Genomic DNA, 18,407 nt, shown 5'->3' with positions numbered 1-18,407 from the left:
CGGCGTCGGTGTCCGGCACGACGCCGCCGTGCCCCACCCCGCGAACGACCCCGCCCGAATGGGCGCAGACACTGCGCAGCCCCACGGAGTACGTGCCCCGTGGGGTTGCGCCATGCGGGGCTCCCTCGGTTCCGGAGCGGTGTGCCACAAACGGCTCCGCCCCGGGGACCAGAAGTCACCGGGGCGGAGCCGTCAAGAGATCAGTGAGCGGATCAGCGGGCGCTCGAGCCCGGCTCCTCACCCTGGGTGTCCGGGTGGACGCGCTGGCCGAACTCGGGCTCGTCCGAGGCCGTGGACGCGGTGCCGCCCTGCTCGGCGCGGCGGGCGCGCTCGGCCTCACGGCGGGCCTTGTTCTCCGCGAAGAGCTTGGCGGAGGAACGGTTCACGCCGGTGCCCTGGCCGAGCTCCTCGGCGTTGGGCTTCTCGATCAGCATGAGGGTGGCGCACACCACCACGGAGGCGATGAACGTGATGCCCGCGGCAATCAGCCCGAGGCCCACGCGCGCGGCGTTGTCCGAACCGCCGGCGGCCACCACGGACACGATCACGAACGCCACGACCGCGAGCACCGCCGAGATGACCAGGGGCCCCTTGATGTCGGTCTTGCGCCGGCCGTTGTGCTCAGTGCGCTGGGCCACGTGATTCCTCCTGGCAGTGCTGGGGATGTGCGTCGGGGGCGGCTTCCCGCCCGTCGGTTCAAGGGGTCAGTCTACGCCGTCAGGCCTCGCGGGCCGGGCCCGAGGCGGGGCCGTCCGCCACCCGCGCGTCGTGGCGCAGGCTCAGCGCGGCGATCAGCTGGGTCACGCCGATCAGGATGGCGGCACCGCCCACCACCCCGAGCTCGGCCTTGGCGCCGAGGGTCTCCACGAGCACCATGCCCATGGCCGCGAACACGGTGATGGCCCCGCACAGGGTCCAGTCCCGCCCCAGCGGGAACTGCCCGCGGAAGCGCATGCCGAGCACGAGTTCCGTGATCCCGCACAGCACGAGGATCACCGATGAGAGCAGCACGAACAGCCAGTTGCTCTGGGCCACCACCGCGGTGAGCACACCGCCCAGGACGTACAGCACGCCGTAGGACTGCGGGATGGACCGGCTGGCACCGAGGTCCACGTCCTCGCGGCGGTTCAGGCGCACCTGCAGGAAGATCGCGGACGCCCCGGTCCCCACCAGGAAGAACGCCATGACCCAGCGCCCAGCCTCGAGCGACGGCTCCTGCCAGAACACGGTCACCGCCGCGAACACGAGGGCCACCGCCGCGCGCACCAGCGTGGGCGCCCAGAGGTCGTGGCGCACATCGGTTCCCCGGGCAGCGCCGCGGTCTTGGCCGCCGTGCGGTGCGGAAATCTGTGGGGGCACGCGGAAACTCCTGAATTCTCCGAAGGTGTTTCGGTCAGTCTAGCGAGCGCCCCTGGTGGGTTCCCCGGCATCCGGAGCGCCGCCGGCCGCAGCGCCGCCCAGCACCTCCCGCAGCACACCCGTGCCTCGCGCGAGATCCTCGTCCCGTGCGGTCAGCCCCAGCACCAGCCCGCCCCCGGACGACGACGCCGCCCCGACCGGTTCCCCGCGCGTCGCACCTGCACCCCCCGCGTGCGGTGCGGACCGGCCCGCTCCTGCCCGATCCGTCCCGGAGCGCACCACGGTGCACTCCCGGGCTGCTGCTCCGGTCCCGCCCCTCCCTGCCTCGTCGGTCCCCGAGAGCACGGCCGTCCACGTCCGGGCCTCGCCACGCCCCCGCGCCGGATGCCCTGCGCCCCCGGCCCAGTAGTCCCCGAGACCGCTCACCAGCACACCCCGTTCACGGGCCCGGGCCACCGCGGCGTCCTCGTCCGGCACCTCGACCACCGCGTGGGCGCCGCCGGCCATGGGCACCACGAGCACCCCGGGGAGGTCCGCGAGCGCGTCCGAGACGAGCGAGCGGCGTCGTCGGAAGGAGCGGCGCATGCGCGCGGTGTGGCGCTGGAACTCGCCGGTGTCCATGAACCGGGCGATCGCGTCCTGCGCCACGCGGGACACGGGCGAGCCCAGTTCCTCCCGCGCGCGGATCAGCTCCGGCAGCAGCGGGTCCGGAGCCACCAGGTGACCCACCCCCACGGAGCTGCCGAGCACCTTGGCGAAGCTGCCGAGCGTGACCACGGTGTCCCGCGCGGTGTCCAGGGCCCCGAGGGCGGGCAGGGGCTGGCCGGTGTGGCGCAGCTCGGAGTCGTAGTCGTCCTCGATGACCACCGCGCCGTGCTCGCGCGCCCAGGACAGCAGCTCGGCGCGGCGGCTCACCGGCATGGTGCCGCCCAACGGGTACTGGTGACCCGGGGTGAGCACCAGGACGTCCGGGGGTGCGCTCACGTCCCAGCGGCTCACACCACCCCAGCGTCCGGTGGGCAGAGCCGCGGGGTCCAGACCGTGGTGGTCCACGGCCACGGGCAGTGCGGTGTGACCGGTGGCCTCCACCACCCAGCGCAGCGCGGGGTAGCCGGGGTTCTCCACGGCCACCCGCAGGGTGCGACGCCGCGCGAGACCGAGCACGCGCAGCACCAGCTGTAGCCCGTCCCGGACCCCGGCCGTGACCAGGACGTCCTCCGGGGCGCGCACGATGCCGCGGCTGAGGCGCAGGTACGCCGAGAGGTGCTCCTGGAGGGACGCTCCCGGCGTCTCCCCCCGAGCGGTCGCGCCCGCGGCGTCCCGCCACGCGCCGCGCCACGCGGGGGTGTCCAGGGCGGTGACGGAGCCCGTGCCCGGGCGCAGGTCGAGGACCCGATCCGTGGGGCTCACGCTCGGGCGCGGGACCCCTGGTGGCGTGGCGGCAGACCCGGGATGCCGCTCGGCGCCCGGGCGCGCGGACCGCGTCGTGAGATCGGGCGGCGTCGTGAGGCGGGGCGTGCTCGTGCGGTCCGTCGCGCGGGGCGGGGGCGTCTGAGACGAGGGCGGAGCTGGAAGGGGCAGGGGCGGCGTCGTGCGAACCGGGGGCGTCGTCGTGGCCGGTGCGAGCTCCCGGTCCAGGTGCAGGGACGGCGTGATCCGCGTGGCGCCGCGGTCCGCCACGAGGTAGCCCTCCCCCGTGAGGACGTCCCACGCCGCGGTCACGGTGCCGCGGGAGGTGCCCAGGCGGGCCGCGAGCGCCCGGGAGGAGGGCAGCGGATCCCCCGGGCGGAGCACGCCGCGCGCCACGAGGTCACGGACCTGACGCACCAGCTGCTCACCCAGGGGCACCCCGGAGGTGCGGTCCACGGCGAGGGGCAGGTCGATGTCCCGGGGGTGCCTCATGCCCCGAACTGCCGAGCGATGTATCCGGCCATACCAGGCACCGTGAAGGCCACCTTCCCGTGCTCAGGGGCGTAGATCATGCCCTTGTGGAGCAGCTGCGCGCGGGTGGGACCGAGCGTGCTCGTGGTGACACCGAGGCGTGCCGCCAACTCACCGGTTCTCGACGGCCCGTCGCCATCCTGTGCCATGGCGCTCATGTACTGACGCTCCCTGCCAGTGGCCCGCCCCCACCGTGCGGGGAAGAACCCGGCGTCCAGCTGCGCCCATCCCCGCTGGATGGCCAGCTCCGCATCCTCAGCGGTGAAAGGGGTGGACGGGGCGACCTCCCACACGGCCTGGCCGAACTCCTGGATGAAGTAGGGATAGCCGCCCGTGGCGGAGACGAGCGCATCGAGCGCCTCGGGCTCGAATGCTGCACCGACCTCCTTCGCGGGCCTGGAGAGGGCATGACCCGCCGCCTCTCGGTTCAGCGCTCCGATGCTCCGGTAGTTGAAGAGGCGCTCTGCGCAGCTGCGTGCGGCACTGAGGGTCGCGGGCAAGGTGGGCAGTCCCGCGCAGATGAGGTAGAACGGCCAGTCCCGCTGCCCGGCGATGTGCTGCACGGTGATGATGGCACTCATCAGTTCCGGATCCAGGTCCTGCATCTCGTCGACGAACAGGCCGAAGGCACTGTGCTCAGCCGCGAGGGGTTCGCTGAGGTCCGCCACGAGTTCTTCCACGTCCACGTCCAGACGCCCGGAACCGGCCCGCCCGCCCGTCAGATCCACCCCTGCGGACACCCCACCGGGGCCCACCGAGACGCTGAAGGACTGGATGGTGGACAGGGCTTCCGCGAAGCGGGGTCCCGGGTGACGCCCGTGGTGCCGCCGGGCGGCGACGATGAGCTCACGGGCGAGCCTGTCCCGGACTTCCTCCCGGCCCCGCCCCTCCGGACGACCCTCCAACTGGACCGTGAGCCAGCCGTGGTGGTCTGCCCGGGCCCGGAGAACGTTCAGGAGCACGGTCTTGCCCACACCGCGCAGCCCGGTGAGGACCATTCCCCGGTTGGGGCGGCGCAGCTTGGTACGGGCGATCATGAGGTCGAAGGCCTCGACTTCCGCCGCGCGGCCGCTGAGGACTTTCGGGCGCAGGCCCGAGCCGGGGCTGTAGGGATTGGCAGCGAGGTCCATGCAGGAAATTCTATGCGGGTATAGCAAATTTCATATACCCGCCACTATTTCCCTCGTTATCGCACCACCACCGCCCCACGGCATCTGGACCAGCCATTTCCCTCAGTTATGGCCCTGGCACTGGACCACTTCCGCGCGTCAGCATGGACCCCATGACTGAGACTTCCCAGACCTCCGCCCAGAACGCCACCCCCGTGACCGGCTCGCGCCTCGTGAAGCGCGGTCTCGCAGACATGCTCAAGGGCGGCGTGATCATGGACGTGGTCACCGCGGAGCAGGCACGGATCGCCGAGGACGCCGGTGCCGTGGCCGTGATGGCACTGGAGCGTGTGCCCGCGGACATCCGCTCCCAGGGCGGCGTGGCCCGGATGAGCGATCCGGACCTCATCGAGTCCATCATCGACACCGTCTCCATCCCCGTGATGGCCAAGGCGCGGATCGGGCACTTCGTGGAGGCACAGGTGCTGCAGCACCTCAAGGTGGACTACATCGACGAGTCCGAGGTGCTCTCTCCCGCGGACTACGCCAACCACATCGACAAGCACCGCTTCGACGTCCCGTTCGTGTGCGGCGCCACCAACCTGGGCGAGGCGCTGCGCCGGATCACCGAGGGCGCGGCCATGATCCGCTCCAAGGGCGAGGCCGGCACGGGTGACGTCTCCGAGGCCACCAAGCACATCCGCACCATCCGCGCGCAGATCGCGGAGCTGCAGGCGCTCTACACCGCCGCCCCGGACGCCCTGTACGTCAAGGCCAAGGAGCTGCAGGCACCCTACGAGCTCGTGGCCGAGGTGGCCCGCACCGGGTCCCTGCCGGTCGTGATGTTCACCGCCGGCGGCGTGGCCACCCCCGCGGACGCCGCGATGATGATGCAGCTGGGCGCGGACGGCGTGTTCGTGGGCTCGGGCATCTTCAAGTCCGGCAACCCCGCCGAGCGCGCCCGCGCCATCGTGGCCGCGACCGCCTACTACGACGACCCCGCCCGCATCGCGGACGCCTCCCGCGGCCTCGGCGAGGCCATGGTGGGCATCAACGTGGCGGACCTCCCCGCACCGCACCGCCTCGCGGAGCGCGGTTGGTGAGCGGGTCCCCCTCGCAGCACCACCCCCACGACGACGCCGCCCTGCCGGGCCCGAGCGCCCACCCCACTGTGGGCGTGCTCGCCCTGCAGGGCGGCGTCGTGGAGCACGTGCGCGCGGTGGAGTCCCTGGGCGCCCGCGCCGTGAAAGTGCGCTCCGCCGATGACCTCGTGGACCCGGACGGCGGCCCCCGCGTCGACGCGCTGATCCTGCCCGGCGGGGAGTCCTCCACGGTGGACCGGCTGTGCCGTACGTTCGGACTGTTCGACTCCTTGCAACGGGTGGTCCGCGGAGGCCTGCCCACGCTCGGCACGTGCGCCGGGCTCATCATGCTCTCCTCCGAGATCGAGGATCCGGCCCCCGGCCAGCAGTCCCTCGGGGTGCTGGACGTGAGCGTGAACCGCAACGCGTTCGGTTCACAGGTGGCCTCTGCGGAGGTGGAGCTGGCGTGGGAGGGCCCAGCGAGCGACGTCGTGGCGCCCGGTGACGTGGTGCGCGCGGCCTTCATCCGCGCCCCCGAGGTGACCCGTGCGGGCGACGGCGTGGAGGTTCTCGCGCGCCACCGGGGTGCGGTGGTGGCGGTGCGCCAGGGCAGCGTGCTGGGCATCAGCTTCCACCCGGAGCTCACGGGGGACACCACCCTGCACCGGATGCTGCTGGAGCAGGTGGCCGCCCGCCGGGGGTGAGCACGGTCGGGGTGAGCGCCCAGACGAACTCGGGCAGGGCGCAGGACGCCCCCCCGACCAGCACCGGGACGGGAAACCCCGGTGCGCCACATCACGACTTCCGGCGCAACAGACTCGCACCGGCGCGCCGATCCGTGTAGACCTGGCCTCTCCGACTACTCACGACGGAGGAACTCTTGGCCGGCTTCACCACACGCACCATCCACGCGCTGCACGACGTCGCCCTGGGTGCCGTGGTGCCCCCGATCCACACCGCCTCCACGTTCCTGCAGCCCACCGAGGGCGGTGAGGGTCCCTTCGAGTACCAGCGCGGGTCGAACCCCACGCGCACCGATGCCGAGACCACCCTGGCGGCGCTCGAGGGCGCCCGGCACTCCTTCGCGTTCGCCACCGGCATGGCTGCCACCGGGGCCGTGCTCGGCACCCTGCACGCGGGTGACTCGGTGATCATGGGCCTGCCCGTCTACGGCGGCAACTACCGGTGGGCCACCATTGAGCTGCCCAAGCGCGGGATCACCACGCACTTCCACGACGACCTCAACCGGCTCTCGGACGAGGACTTCGACGAGAGCACGCGCATCGTGTTCCTCGAGACGCCGTCCAACCCCACGCTGCGCGTGACCGACATCCGACGTGTCGTCGAGCTTGCCCACTGCCACGGCGCCATGGTGGTCGTGGACAACACGTTCCTCACCCCGTACCTGCAGCGCCCGCTGGAGCTGGGCGCGGACGTCACCGTGCAGTCCGCCACCAAGTACCTCGGCGGCCACGGGGACCTGCTGGGCGGCGTGGTCAGCACCAACGACGACGAGATGGCCCAGCAGGTGCACCTGGCACAGATGGTCTCGGGCGGGGTGCTCTCCCCCATCGACTCCTACCGCCTGATCCAGTCCGTGAAGACCCTCGGCATCCGCCTGGACCGCCAGCAGGAGAACGCCCATCGGATCGTAGAGTTCCTGCGCGGCCGGGACGAGGTGGCGCGAGTCCTCGTCCCCGGATCCTTCGACGAGGAGGAGGCCCGGATCCAGGAGGCCCAGGCGGACGGGCTCGGGGGGCTGTTCTCCTTCGAGCTCCTCCCGGGCAAGGACGTCCGGGCGTTCCTCGGCCGCCTGGAGATCTTCGGCTTCGCAGTGAGCCTGGGCGGCATCGAGTCTCTGATCTGCCTCCCCGCATCCATGACCCACGGGGCATACTCACCTGAGGACCGCGAGCTGGCGCACCTGAGCGAGAACCTGCTGCGCGTGGCCGTGGGCATCGAGGACGTCGAGGACCTCATCGCGGACCTCGCCCAGGCCCTCGACGCGGCCTGAGAGGGGAACCCACCGTGGACTCACGTCGAGCATCCCGCCGGGCCGTGCTCAGCGGCACCGGCCTGGCGGGGCTGGTTGCCGTGCTGGCCGCCTGCTCACCGGGCGGCGGCTCCGAGGACTCGGGTGCCTCCGAGGACCTGCTGGCCAGGATCCAGCGCACCGGTGAGGTGCGCATCGGGATGGAGGGCACGTTCCGCCCGTACGGCTACCATGACGACTCCGGCGCCCTGGTGGGCTATGAAAAGGAGATCGGGGACCTGATCGCCAAGGACCTCGGGGTGCGCGCCACCTACGTTGAGACCCAGTGGGACTCGCTGATCGCGGGGGTGGACGCGGGCCGCTACGACCTTGTCATGAACAACATCGCACCCACGGCCGAGCGCAGGGAGAACTTCGACTTCACCATCCCCTACGCGATCTCCCAGGGCCGCGCCGGGGTCGCCCAGGACTCCCCGCTGACGTCCGTTGACGAGATCTCCGGGCACACCTCCGCCCAGACCGAGACCTCCAACTTCGGCAAGAGCATGGCCGCCCTGGGGGCCCAGCTGGTGCCCACCACGGGGTTCGACGAGGCCATCATGCTCGTGACCTTCGGGCGCGTGGAGATGACCGCCAACGATTTCGTGACGTTCCAGGCGTTCTTCGAGCAGCGCCCTGACGCCAGGATCCGTCTCCTGGACGGCCAGGTGGGAGACGCCTCGGAGTCCGCGGTGCTCATGGCCCGCAACCAGCCACGGCTGCGAGCCGCCGTGGACAAGTCCCTGACCACCCACATGGACAACGGCGATCTGGCCAAGATCTTCGAGAAATACGTGTCCACCGACCTCACCCCGGAGTCATGACCGATTTCCTGAGCCTTTGGGCCGATTCCCTTCCGCAGCTGCTGCTGGCCACCGTCAAGGTGACCATCCCGCTGAGCATCATCGCCTTCGTCCTCGCCCTGGTGGTGGCGGTACTCGCCACCGCCATGCGCCTGAGCGGCATCCGCCCCCTGCAGTGGATCTCCCGCTTCTACGTGTGGCTGTTCCGCGGCACCCCGATCCTGGTGCAGCTGTTCATCATCTTCTACGGGCTGCCCGCCGCCGGCATCACGCTCTCCGCGTGGACCTCCGCGATCCTCGCGTTCACCCTGAACACGGGGGCCTACGCGGCCGAGACCCTGCGGGCCTCCGTGCAGTCCATCCCCCGGGGCCAGCTCGAAGCCGCCCGGACACTGAACTACACGGGCTGGCAGACGGTGCGCCACGTCGTCGCGCCCCAGGCCCTGCGGATCGCGCTGCCTCCCCTGGGCAACGACCTCATCGACCTGGTCAAGGGCACCTCCCTGGTCATGGTCATCACCCTGGCGGACGTGTTCCAGGTGGGCCGTCAGATCGCCGCGACCAACTTCCAGCCCCTCGCGCTCTACGCGGAGGTGGCTGTGATCTACCTGGCGATCTTCACTGTCCTCTCGCTGCTGCAGTCCCGCCTCGAACGGGTGTCCAACCGCTACATCAGGAGTTCCCATGCTTGAGCTGACAGACGTCTCCAAGAGCTTCGGGGACACCACCGTCCTGCGGGGGATCACCCTGGCGCTGCCCAACGGGGAGACCACCGTGATCCTCGGGCCGTCCGGCTCCGGGAAGTCCACCCTGCTGCGCACCATGAACCTGCTCGAGGTCCCCGAGTCCGGGCGCCTGGACATCAACGGGGACTCCGTGACCTTCGGTGCGCAGCTGACCCGCAGGCAGATCTCCGCGATCCGCCGCCGCTCCGCCATGGTCTTCCAGAGCTACAACCTCTTCCCGCACGAGACGGTGCTGGACAACGTGGCCATGCCCCCGGCACTGAACGGCAAGGCGGACCGCGCCACGGCCCGGGCTCGCGCAGTGGAGCTGCTGGAGTCCGTGGGAATGGGCCACCGGTTGGAGGAGTACCCGGACAACCTCTCCGGCGGGCAGCAGCAGCGCGTGGCGATCGCCAGGGCCCTGGCCGTGGAGCCGGACTACCTGCTCTTCGACGAGCCCACCTCCGCCCTGGACCCCGAGCTGGAGGCCGAGGTCATCAGGGTCATGGTGGACCTGGCCCGCGAGCGCCGCTCCCTGGTGGTGGTCACGCACAACATCGGCTTCGCCCGCCGGGTCGCGGACCGCATCGTCTTCCTCGCGGACGGCGGGATCGGCTTCGACGGCACCCCGGAGGACTTCTTCGCCTCGGACAACGAGCGGATCCAGCGCTACCTCAACGTCTTCGACGCCGTCTGAGCACGTTCTCGCCTGCCGTCCCGTGCGAGCACCACGGAGCACGACGACGCCGCCCGGCACTCGCCCGGGCCACCGCGCCCCCGCGGGCGGCAGCGCAGCGGCGTCGTTCCCCGGCGGGCCGAACGGGCCGCGCTCAGAAGCTGCCGGACGCACCGCCGCCGGTGAAGCCCCCGCCGCCGCCGAACGAGCTGGACGCCCCGCCGCCGTAGTTGGACCCCGAGGCGCCGGGCGTGTGCGCCGTGCCGTTGTACACGGACGGGTACATCGCGTACAGCGGCAACCAGGCGCGGAACGAGGGCGCGTACTGGACCTCGCGCTCCACGCCGCTCTTGTCCTTGACCCGGCGGGGTTTCTGGTTCAGACCGGGCGCCTTCCGGTTCTGCTGCCGGTAGCGGTAGTAGGCCCGGCGCATGCCCTCCGTGACCTTCTCCTCGGGGTGCTCGCGCTGGAACTGCTCGATCTCCCGGTCCGCCTGCGCCCGGATCCGCTTGTTCCGGCGCGCGCCCACACCGAAGGCCGTGGCCACGGCCGCCACGGCGCCCCCGACGACCAGCAGCACGATGCCCAGGACCGTCTTGCTGTCCGCGTCGCGCTGCGCGGCGGCCTCCGGGGTGGCCTGGTCGTAGACCTCGGTGAGGGTGTCCGTGAACGCCCCGGCATAGTCCTCGTCCTTGAACCCCGGTTCGAGCTGGTCCTTCATGATGTCCTCGGCGTCCGCGTCGGAGAGCACCTCGCGGGCACCGTCCGCCACCTCGATGCGCAGCTTGCGGTCCCCCATGTCCGCGACCACCAGCACGCCGTTGTTGCGGCCGTCCTCCCCCACGCCCCAGTCCGTGGCCACCCGCCGGGAGAACTCCTCGATGTCCTCGCCGCGGGTGTCGTTGACGGTGAGCACGGCGGTGCGGATGTACTCGTTGTCCTTGTTCCGGTCCCCGATCAGCCGGTTGAGAGTGGCCTCCTGCTGGGTGGTGAGCAGGTCCGCCTGGTCCTGCACGGCGCCCTCGGTCGGCCGGGGCGGGAGGTCCACGGCGTGGGCGGGGGCGGCGCTGCCCAGCAGCAGCAGGGCGCCGACCGCGGCGGTGGCCAGGGTGCGCCCCACCGGGGCGGTTCTCGTTTCTCGGCCGTGCACGGGTCCTCCAGGTTCTCGACGTCCGGCGCCTCGCGCCGTCTCCTGCCCCCAGGTTACGTGCGCGGGACGGCATACACCGCGCCGGTGCCCCGTGAGTCGTGGCCGCACCGCCCTGCGGTTCCGGCACCTGGGCGGGGACCACACCGCCCGGCAGGGTTCTCGGATCATCGTCCGGGCCGCGGGGTCCGGGCGCTCCGGATCTCCCCCGGAACACGGCCGCGGGCCGGCACCCCGGGGAGGGGAACCGGCCCGCGCAACCCAGCCGTGCGGCGTCGTGACCGTCAGCTGCGGGCGGTGGGGACCACCATCACAGGCGACTCGGTGTCCGCGAGGACCGCCTGGGAGACCGAGCCCATGAGCAGCCCGCGGAAGCCGCCGTAGCCGCGCGTGCCCACGACCAGCAGGTCCGCGGTGCGCGAGGCGTCCACGAGGGCGTCCGCGGGACGGCCGTCGAGCACGCGGGTGACGATCTGCAGGTCCGGGAAGTCACCGCGCAGCTCCTGGGCCACGGACTCCGTGAGCTCCTTGGCCGGGGCCTTCAGCTGCTCCTGGACGGCACGGTCCAGCTCGTAGGAGTTCATGGGCAGGTAGCTGGTGGTGGGGACCACGCTCACCACCGCGAGCGTGAGGCCGTGCTCCGCGGCGTAGCGGGCGGCCAGCGGAACCGCCTGGTTCTTGGCGCCGAGTTTGTCCACACCCACCACCACGCAGCCCGCGAAGGTCTCACCCTCCGGACGGGACTCCCGCTCGTCGGGGTTCCAGCTCTCCGGGAGGATCACCACGGGCACCTGCGAGTGGGAGGCCACGGCCGCGGAGACCGAGCCCACCCGGCCGCGCACCCCGTGGTGGCCGCGCTTGCCCATGACCACCATGGCGGCGTCCTGCGCCTCGTAGACGATCACCCCGGCGGCGTCGCCGCGCTCGATGATGCACTGCGCCGTGACCCCGGCGGTCTTGGCCGTCTCCACCGCGTGCTTGGCCAGCTTCTCCGACTCCTCCTGCAGGGCCTCCGCGAAGACCCCGTAGAGGGACTGGTCCAGCCCGGTCTGGCGCCCCGTGGAGAGCACGATCTTCACCGGCAGCTGCCGCTGCTGCGATTCCGCGATCGCCCAGTCCAGGGCGCGCTCACTGTGGTCGGAGCCGTCGTACGCCACCACGATGTTCTGTGTCATGTCTGTGCACCTGCTTGTCTCGGTTGGAGGATGGGGGTGTTCGGGGCGGGCTCAGTGCTTGGTGGGGACCACCATCACGGGCCCGGCGGCGCCGGCCAGCACGGCCTGGGAGACGGAGCCCAGCAGCAGGCCCGTGAAGCCGCCCACGCCGCGGGAGCCCACCACCACGAGGTCCGCGGTGCGGGTGGCCTGCACGAGCACGCGGCCGGGGCGGCCCAGGAAGGCGTAGTCCGTGACCTCCACACCCGGTTCCCGCTCCGCGATGCTGCGGGCCAGCGCCGAGAGCTTCTTGAGGGACTCCTCGAAGTAGTAGGTCTGGTTGTACTGGTCCTGGAACCACTCGGGGGTCCCGGACAGGGCGCCGTTCACGGACACCAGGCTGAGCCCCAGCCCGTGGGCCGCGGCGTACTCGATGGCCTGGGCCACCGCGGGGTTCTCGTCCCCGGCGGCGTCCACGCCCACCACCACGGTGCCGGAGAAGTCCGTCTCGGACGCGGGCACGCGCTGCGTGTCCTGCCGTTCGGTGAGCTGGACGTCCTGCGCCTCCTGGGCCTGGGATGCGGCCTGCTCCCGGTCCGAGGAGTCCTGGTGCTCACCGGGCGGGACCACGATCACGGGCACCGGGCAGTGGGCGGCCACGGCGTTGGACACGGAGCCGATCCGTCCGCGCAGGGCACCCCCGCGGCCGCGCTTGCCCAGCACCACCAGGCTGCAGTCCTTGGCGGCACGCAGCACCGAGCGGGCGGCGTCCCCCTCCGCGGAGATGGTGTCGATCGGGACCTGCGGGTCCTGCTGGCGGGCGTGCTCCACGGCGGCCAGGAGGTTCTTCTCGCACTCCTGGCTGACGGCCTCCCGGTAGCGGGCCTCCAGGCCGGGTTCCCCCACGATGGCCACGGGGTAGGCGCCGATCAGCCGGACGGGAACGTTGCGGGCGCGGGCCTCGGCGAGGGCGCGGTCGAGGGCCCTGAGGGCGATCTCGGAGCCGTCGATGCCCACGAGGACGGGAGCGGTGGACGAGGTGCTGCGAACGTCTTTGTTCATGCCTTAAGGATAGTCCCGTGAGCTGTGAACGGAACGGTTCACCACGCGTCGTACCGGTGCTCGCGGGCCCCGGTGCACGACGCCGCCCGGCCCGGTGCCGCGCTCCCCGCAGCGGCACGCCGCGGCAGGTCCCGGGGCGACCCATGCAGGTCCCGGGGCGCTTCACGCAGCTGCCGCGGGGCTGGAGAGCGGTGCCGCCCCGGCCTCACGCCATGGCGAACATCCACCGCGAGCCGCGGATCCGCCAGCCCAGGGTGGCCGCGCGGGCGCCCGTGTAGCCGCCGGCGTACGCGAGCCACAGCCACACCGCCCCGGCCGCCCCCGCGCCGCCCCACTGGGCCACGGCCCACAGCAGAGGGAGGTAGACCACCAGGTTCACGACCCCGGCCAGGGCCAGGTAGCGGGCGTCCCCGGCGCCGATCAGCACGCCGTCGAGCACGAACACGAACGCCGCGACCGGCTGCCCCACCGCGACCACCAGCAGGGAGACGCCGAACAGCGCCTGGACGTCCTGCGAGTCCGTGAACAGGAACCCCAGCCGCGGGCCCAGCACGCCCACCAGCAGGCCGGTGACCACGCCGAAGCCCAGCCCCCAGCGCAGCAGCCGACGCATGAGCAGCCGCACCGCGTCCCGGTCCTCCTGGCGGTCCAGGTTGCGGGCGCCCAGCTCCTTGCCGAGCAGCGCCTGCGCGGCGATCGCGAGGGCGTCCAGGGCGAAGGCCAGGAAGTTGAAGATGGTCATCGTCAGCTGGTACGCCGCGAGGTTCTCCGCGCCCTGGGCGGTGGCCACCACCACGGTGGAGAGGATCGCCACTCGCAGGGACAGGGTGCGCAGCATGAGCCACGAGCCCACGGTGAGGTGGCCTCGGATCCCGGCCCAGCCGGTCCGCACCGCCACGCCCTCAGCGCGGAACCGGCGCCCCAGCATCACCAGGTAGGTCAGGGCCATGCCCCACTGGGTGATGCTGGTGCCGATGGCGGCGCCCGCGACCCCCAGGTCCGCACCGTAGACGAGCGCGACGTTCAGCCCGGCGTTCACGGCCGCGCCCACACCGGCGACGACCAGCGGGGTGGTGGTGTCCTGCAGTCCGCGCAGCACCCCCACCGCAGCGAGCACCACGAGCATGGCCACCAGGCCGGGCAGGGACCACAGCGCGTACGATGTCGCGTGGTCCAGCACCTCCCCCTGCGCACCCATTGCGCGCAGCACCGGCCGCATCACCACCGCGCCCACGGCCGCCAGGAGGATGCCCAGCCCGGCGGCGGTCCACAGTCCGTCCCGGCCCACGCGCAGGGCGTCCGCCATCCGCCCGGCCCCGAGGTGTCGTGCCACCGCCGGTGTGGTGCTGTAGGCCAGGAACACCATGAGCCCCACCACGGTCTGCACCAGGGTGGACGCGACCCCCACACCCGCGAGCTCCGCGGTGCCCAGGTGCCCGATGATCGCCGAGTCCGCGAGCAGGAACAGCGGCTCCGCGATCAGCGCCCCGAACGCGGGCACGGCGAGCGCAAGGATCTGCCGGTTCAGGCTCGGACCCCGGGAGGGGGCCGACGCCGCAGGGTCGCCCGGCGCGCCACGGCCACTCTTCGGCCCGGTGGCGGTCCGAGACGATGCGGGGTGGTCGTCAGAGGCCGGTGCGGGAGCATCGGAGACGGGCTGAGCGGGGTCGTCGGGCGTGGGCTGCTGCGCGGGGGAGGAGGGCACCGCTCCAGGGTAGGCGGGGTCCGTGGTCGGTGCCCACGGGGCGGCGCACCCGTGCGCCGTCGACCTGACGTCTGCGGACCCGCGGGAGCGGGCGCGCCTGCTCGGGTGACCGGGGCGGCGGTGCGGCGAGCCGCTCGGGCGGCCCGGGCGGCGTCGTCCCCCGCGAGGGTCCAGGACGGTCAGGGCTGGGGGTCGCGCGCGTCGTAGCGCAGGAAGCCGGGGAACACCCGCACCAGCAGGAGGACGAGCACCAGGCACACCGCCGCTCCGCCGAGCGCGGCCCAGCCCGGGCCGAGCAGCTGGCCGCCGGCGCCCAGCACGGCGTCGCCCAGGCGGGGTCCTCCGGCGACGACCACGATGAAGATGCCCTGCAGCCGGCTGCGCAGGGCGTCCGGGGTGGCGGCCTGCAGGATGGTGGTGCGGAAGAGCATGGACACGGAGTCCATGACCCCGGCGGCCACGAGGGTCGCGCAGGCGAGCGCCAGAGGCCAGGCGGTGTCCGCCCCCGCGCCCCGGGAGGTGAGCAGCACCACCGCGCCGAACGCCATGATGCACACGGCCCAGCCCGCCACCGCGGCGGCGCATGCTTGGCCGTGATGGTTGATGCGTATGAATATTCCTGAGAACACGCCCGCGATCACGGACCCCGCTGCCAGGGAGGCGGTGAGCAACCCGACCGTGAGCTGGTCCCCGCCCAGCACGGACGCCCCGAGCACGGGGAACAGGACGCGCGGCATCGCGAACACCATGGCGGCGATGTCCAGCAGGAAGGTCATGCGCAGGTTCGGGCGGGTGGCCAGGAAGCGGAAGCCCTCCACCACGGAGCGGAGCCCGGGCCTGGTGACCTCGCCGTCCCCCGGTTCGGGCGGCAGCGGCGGGAGCTTGTACATGGCCCACAGGCTCACCGCGAAGCTCAGCGCGTCCAGCGTGTACGCCCACGCGAAGCCCAGACCGGCCACCGTGAACGCGCCGAGCAGCGGCCCCACCATGAGGCACGAGCCCATGGTCAGCTGGAACAGCGCGTTGGCCGCGGGCAGCTGGCGGGCGGGCACCAGGCGGGGCACGATCGCGCCACGCACGGGCTGGCCGAGCCCCTGCGCGAAGGAGTGCAGGGACACGATCGCGTAGAGCACCCCCACGCTGCGGACGTCCAGCCACGCGTGGGCGGCGAGCGCCACGGTCATGGCGAACAGTCCCACGGTGGTCCACAGCCCGGCCAGCCGGCGGTCGTGGGCGTCCCCGATGGACCCGCCGTAGAGCCCAGCGACGATCAGCGGCACCAGGGCGAACACGCCCACCAGCCCCACCGCGAACGTGGAGTGCGTGAGCTCGAAGACCTCCAGGCTGATGGCGATCACCGTGAACTGGCTGCCCAGCATGGACAGCGTGGAGCCCGCCCACAGCCGGCGGAAGGCGGGGATCTCGCGCACGGGCGAGACGTCGAGGAGAAAGCGGGCCACGCACCGATCCTAGGGTGCGCGCACACCGCCCCGGCCCCGCACTGCGCACGCACCCTCCGTCCCTGCGGTCGAGCGCCGTCCGCCGCGGCCCCGGCGCCCCGCGCGAGGCACCTCGCGCCGTCCGCCGCGGCCCCGGCGCCCCGCGCGAGGTGCCTCGTGCGTGTCCGCCGCACCGCCTACGCTGAGAGCACCCCACGTCCCCGGGATCCCAGGAGCACCCATGCGCACACGCGAGCAACGCTGGGCCGCGCGCTCGGCCCGCGGCTGGCCGCGCCTGCGCTTGCACGCGGTGCTCAACGGCCTGGGTGCGCTCGTGGCGGGCGCGGGCCTGCTGTGGTTCACGCACGGGCCCCTGCAGTTCCGCAACTTCCCGGCGGGGGACGTCGCCTGGGTGTGGCGGGCGGTGACGCTCGCGCTGGCGGTGCTCGTGCCGTACGTGCTGGTCTCCACGGGCGGCTACCTGCTGCTGGCCGGGGCCACCGCCACGCAGCGGGCCGCGCTGGCCGCCGGGCGTGCCCGCACGGTGGTGCTCAACCCGGACGAACCGGACGAGCCACCCGTCACGGTGCTGAAGCTGACCGAGCACACCCCGCCGGGCGTGAAGATCCGCGCCCACGCCCTGCACGGACGCCACCACGACAGCCGCTACAGCAGGGATCTACTGGGCCTGCTGGCGGTCCAGTCCCCCGTGGCGCTGGCCCCGCTCGTGGTGGGTGTCCTGGCACTGGTGGTGGCCACGGTCTACTACTCCACCGGCTATGGCGAACCCGCCACGGTGCTGCTGCTGGGCGTCGCCCTCCTGGGCTGGAAGCTGTTCCGTGGCTGGCGCAGTCACCGGGTCTTCGCGGACACCCGCTGGGAGACCCCCGCGGAGCTGGTGGTGGACACCGGCCCCGTTCCCCGAGTCACCCCGCTGTCGGAGGACTCCTACGGCCCGGAGCCTGCCCCGCGCGTCACCCACTACGCGGACGACGACGCCGCGGTGCCACCCGCGCGCGGCCGGGAGCGGGCGGCGTCGTCGTACCGCCAGGACGCGGGGTACCCCGAGGAGCCCTACGAGACCACGGACGAGCTGCCCGTGATCGAGCAGATCCGGGAGCGGTACGCGGAACCGCGGCGGCAGAGCAGGTCCCAGCGGCGCCTGGCCGAGCGCGCCGAGCGGGAGGCGGTCCGGCGGCGGCTGCCCCGCGTGGAGGCCGAGCGCGAGGCCGAGGAGCGCACCGCACCGCTCACCCGGGTGGCACCGGGGCGGCATCCGGCCCGTGAGGTGGAGGACCCGGGCGGCGAGGCCGCGGAACAGCAGCAGCAGCGGCTGAACCAGAAGCGCTACGAGGACCACCTGCAGCGCCACCGCGAGAAGCGCGAGGACCGGCTGCGCAGCGCCGAGGCCCGCCAGCCCGAGGAGGCCCCCTCCCTGCTGAGCTACGCGATGCACCGGATCAGGCGCCGCGGGGACGACTCGTAGCAGCCCAGCCTCGGTGCGGGCGCACTCTCGCATGACCCCCACCCGAACCGGGTGACCCGGGGGACCGCCCGACCTGCCCACCGTCGACCTCTGGAGCGCCGCTGTGAACCACCGCTGGAAGAGCGTCCTCACCTTCATGGGCGGGTGGTTGCTCGGGGCCGTGTTCGTGCGCCTGGCCCTGGACTGGTCCGACGCCCAGCCGTACGAGGGCGCGGTGACCGAGCGGCGATACGTCGTGGTCGCCGGGCTGACCCTGGCTACGAGAGCCGGGGCCAGCATCGCGGCGGCCGGGTGGCGAAGACGCGTCACTTGCCGGAGCCGGACGCGGGGGCGTCTGCCCGTTCCACGTCCCGGCACTGCGAGCGCAGGACGAAGTCCGCTCCGATCAGGGCGCCGCCCCAGGCAATCGCGAGGACGCCCAGCCACAGGGTGATGGTCAGCGCACCGATGCCCGGGTTGACCATGAACAGCACACCGCCCAGGATCCACAGGACGGCGCTGACCACGAGCCAGACCCGGGACCTGCCGCCCGCGGGCCCCCTGATGTCGGCCACGAAGTCGATGGTGCCGCGCAGCACCAGCAAGATGCCGATGAGGAACGTGCGCGCGGCCACCCCGGCGAAGGGGTGGATCAGCGCCGCGGTGCCCACGACCACGCCGATGATCCCGGCCACGATACCCAGCCCG

17 protein-coding genes are annotated in these 18,407 nt (G+C 72.6%); 7 read left to right on the top strand and 10 right to left on the bottom strand.

Features of this window, described 5'->3' with window-relative positions; all coding sequences use genetic code 11:
* Positions 1-212: 212 nt before the first annotated feature.
* The 4 genes from DNL27_RS01165 to DNL27_RS01150 all read right to left on the bottom strand — a co-directional run bounded on the left by DNL27_RS01165 (position 213) and on the right by DNL27_RS01150 (position 4,430).
* Positions 213-638, bottom strand: a complete 426-nt coding sequence (locus DNL27_RS01165) for a hypothetical protein (RefSeq protein ID WP_012397191.1) — start codon at positions 636-638, stop codon at positions 213-215.
* Between the two features lie 79 nt (positions 639-717).
* Positions 718-1,359: a hypothetical protein gene (locus DNL27_RS01160; RefSeq protein ID WP_224764898.1), complete on the bottom strand. Its 642-nt coding sequence runs from the start codon at positions 1,357-1,359 to the stop codon at positions 718-720.
* A gap of 39 nt (positions 1,360-1,398) precedes the next feature.
* Positions 1,399-3,261, bottom strand: coding sequence for a PLP-dependent aminotransferase family protein (locus DNL27_RS01155; protein ID WP_112234451.1), 1,863 nt, complete (start codon positions 3,259-3,261; stop codon positions 1,399-1,401).
* Complete coding sequence (locus tag DNL27_RS01150; RefSeq protein WP_112234450.1) at positions 3,258-4,430, bottom strand: ATP-binding protein; 1,173 nt, start codon at positions 4,428-4,430, stop codon at positions 3,258-3,260. The genes DNL27_RS01155 and DNL27_RS01150 overlap by 4 nt, the downstream gene beginning before the upstream one ends.
* A gap of 152 nt (positions 4,431-4,582) precedes the next feature.
* On the opposite strand from DNL27_RS01150, the gene pdxS reads away from it, so the two are divergent.
* The 6 genes from pdxS to DNL27_RS01120 all read left to right on the top strand — a co-directional run bounded on the left by pdxS (position 4,583) and on the right by DNL27_RS01120 (position 9,748).
* Complete coding sequence (pdxS, locus tag DNL27_RS01145) at positions 4,583-5,512, top strand: pyridoxal 5'-phosphate synthase lyase subunit PdxS (protein WP_012397187.1); 930 nt, start codon at positions 4,583-4,585, stop codon at positions 5,510-5,512.
* Positions 5,509-6,195, top strand: coding sequence for a pyridoxal 5'-phosphate synthase glutaminase subunit PdxT (gene pdxT / locus DNL27_RS01140; RefSeq protein ID WP_204360313.1), 687 nt, complete (start codon positions 5,509-5,511; stop codon positions 6,193-6,195). The genes pdxS and pdxT overlap by 4 nt, the downstream gene beginning before the upstream one ends.
* A gap of 176 nt (positions 6,196-6,371) precedes the next feature.
* Positions 6,372-7,505 (top strand): PLP-dependent aspartate aminotransferase family protein, encoded by a 1,134-nt coding sequence (locus DNL27_RS01135; protein WP_112234449.1) that lies wholly within the window; start codon positions 6,372-6,374, stop codon positions 7,503-7,505.
* Positions 7,506-7,519: 14 nt separating this feature from the next.
* The gene (locus DNL27_RS01130) at positions 7,520-8,347 is read left to right on the top strand and encodes an amino acid ABC transporter substrate-binding protein (protein ID WP_239494406.1); all 828 of its coding nucleotides are present in this window, start codon (positions 7,520-7,522) and stop codon (positions 8,345-8,347) included.
* Positions 8,344-9,018: an amino acid ABC transporter permease gene (locus DNL27_RS01125; RefSeq protein ID WP_012397183.1), complete on the top strand. Its 675-nt coding sequence runs from the start codon at positions 8,344-8,346 to the stop codon at positions 9,016-9,018. The genes DNL27_RS01130 and DNL27_RS01125 overlap by 4 nt, the downstream gene beginning before the upstream one ends.
* Positions 9,011-9,748, top strand: a complete 738-nt coding sequence (locus DNL27_RS01120) for an amino acid ABC transporter ATP-binding protein (protein ID WP_012397182.1) — start codon at positions 9,011-9,013, stop codon at positions 9,746-9,748. The genes DNL27_RS01125 and DNL27_RS01120 overlap by 8 nt, the downstream gene beginning before the upstream one ends.
* 133 nt (positions 9,749-9,881) lie before the next feature.
* Here the strand turns inward: DNL27_RS01120 and DNL27_RS01115 are convergent, their stop codons facing one another.
* From DNL27_RS01115 to DNL27_RS01095, 5 genes are all read right to left on the bottom strand, one after another.
* Positions 9,882-10,877: a YgcG family protein gene (locus DNL27_RS01115; RefSeq protein ID WP_239494405.1), complete on the bottom strand. Its 996-nt coding sequence runs from the start codon at positions 10,875-10,877 to the stop codon at positions 9,882-9,884.
* Between the two features lie 281 nt (positions 10,878-11,158).
* Entirely contained in the window at positions 11,159-12,049 is an 891-nt protein-coding gene (locus DNL27_RS01110) for a universal stress protein (RefSeq protein ID WP_012397180.1), read from the bottom strand.
* A gap of 51 nt (positions 12,050-12,100) precedes the next feature.
* Positions 12,101-13,090 (bottom strand): universal stress protein, encoded by a 990-nt coding sequence (locus DNL27_RS01105; RefSeq protein ID WP_112234446.1) that lies wholly within the window; start codon positions 13,088-13,090, stop codon positions 12,101-12,103.
* 205 nt (positions 13,091-13,295) lie between these two features.
* The gene (locus tag DNL27_RS01100; RefSeq protein ID WP_239494404.1) at positions 13,296-14,795 is read right to left on the bottom strand and encodes an MATE family efflux transporter; all 1,500 of its coding nucleotides are present in this window, start codon (positions 14,793-14,795) and stop codon (positions 13,296-13,298) included.
* A gap of 179 nt (positions 14,796-14,974) precedes the next feature.
* On the bottom strand, positions 14,975-16,255 hold the full coding sequence (locus DNL27_RS01095; protein WP_112234445.1) for an MFS transporter: 1,281 nt from the start codon (positions 16,253-16,255) through the stop codon (positions 14,975-14,977).
* Between the two features lie 220 nt (positions 16,256-16,475).
* On the opposite strand from DNL27_RS01095, the gene DNL27_RS01090 reads away from it, so the two are divergent.
* The gene (locus tag DNL27_RS01090; protein WP_112234444.1) at positions 16,476-17,720 is read left to right on the top strand and encodes a hypothetical protein; all 1,245 of its coding nucleotides are present in this window, start codon (positions 16,476-16,478) and stop codon (positions 17,718-17,720) included.
* Between the two features lie 305 nt (positions 17,721-18,025).
* Here the strand turns inward: DNL27_RS01090 and DNL27_RS01085 are convergent, their stop codons facing one another.
* Complete coding sequence (locus DNL27_RS01085) at positions 18,026-18,394, bottom strand: HdeD family acid-resistance protein (protein ID WP_162627081.1); 369 nt, start codon at positions 18,392-18,394, stop codon at positions 18,026-18,028.
* Positions 18,395-18,407: the final 13 nt, after the last annotated feature.

Origin of the sequence: Kocuria sp. BT304 (genome assembly GCF_003290245.1) — a bacterium.
Taxonomy (GTDB): domain Bacteria; phylum Actinomycetota; class Actinomycetes; order Actinomycetales; family Micrococcaceae; genus Kocuria; species Kocuria rhizophila_A.
This window is presented reverse-complemented; position numbering and strand designations above follow the sequence as displayed.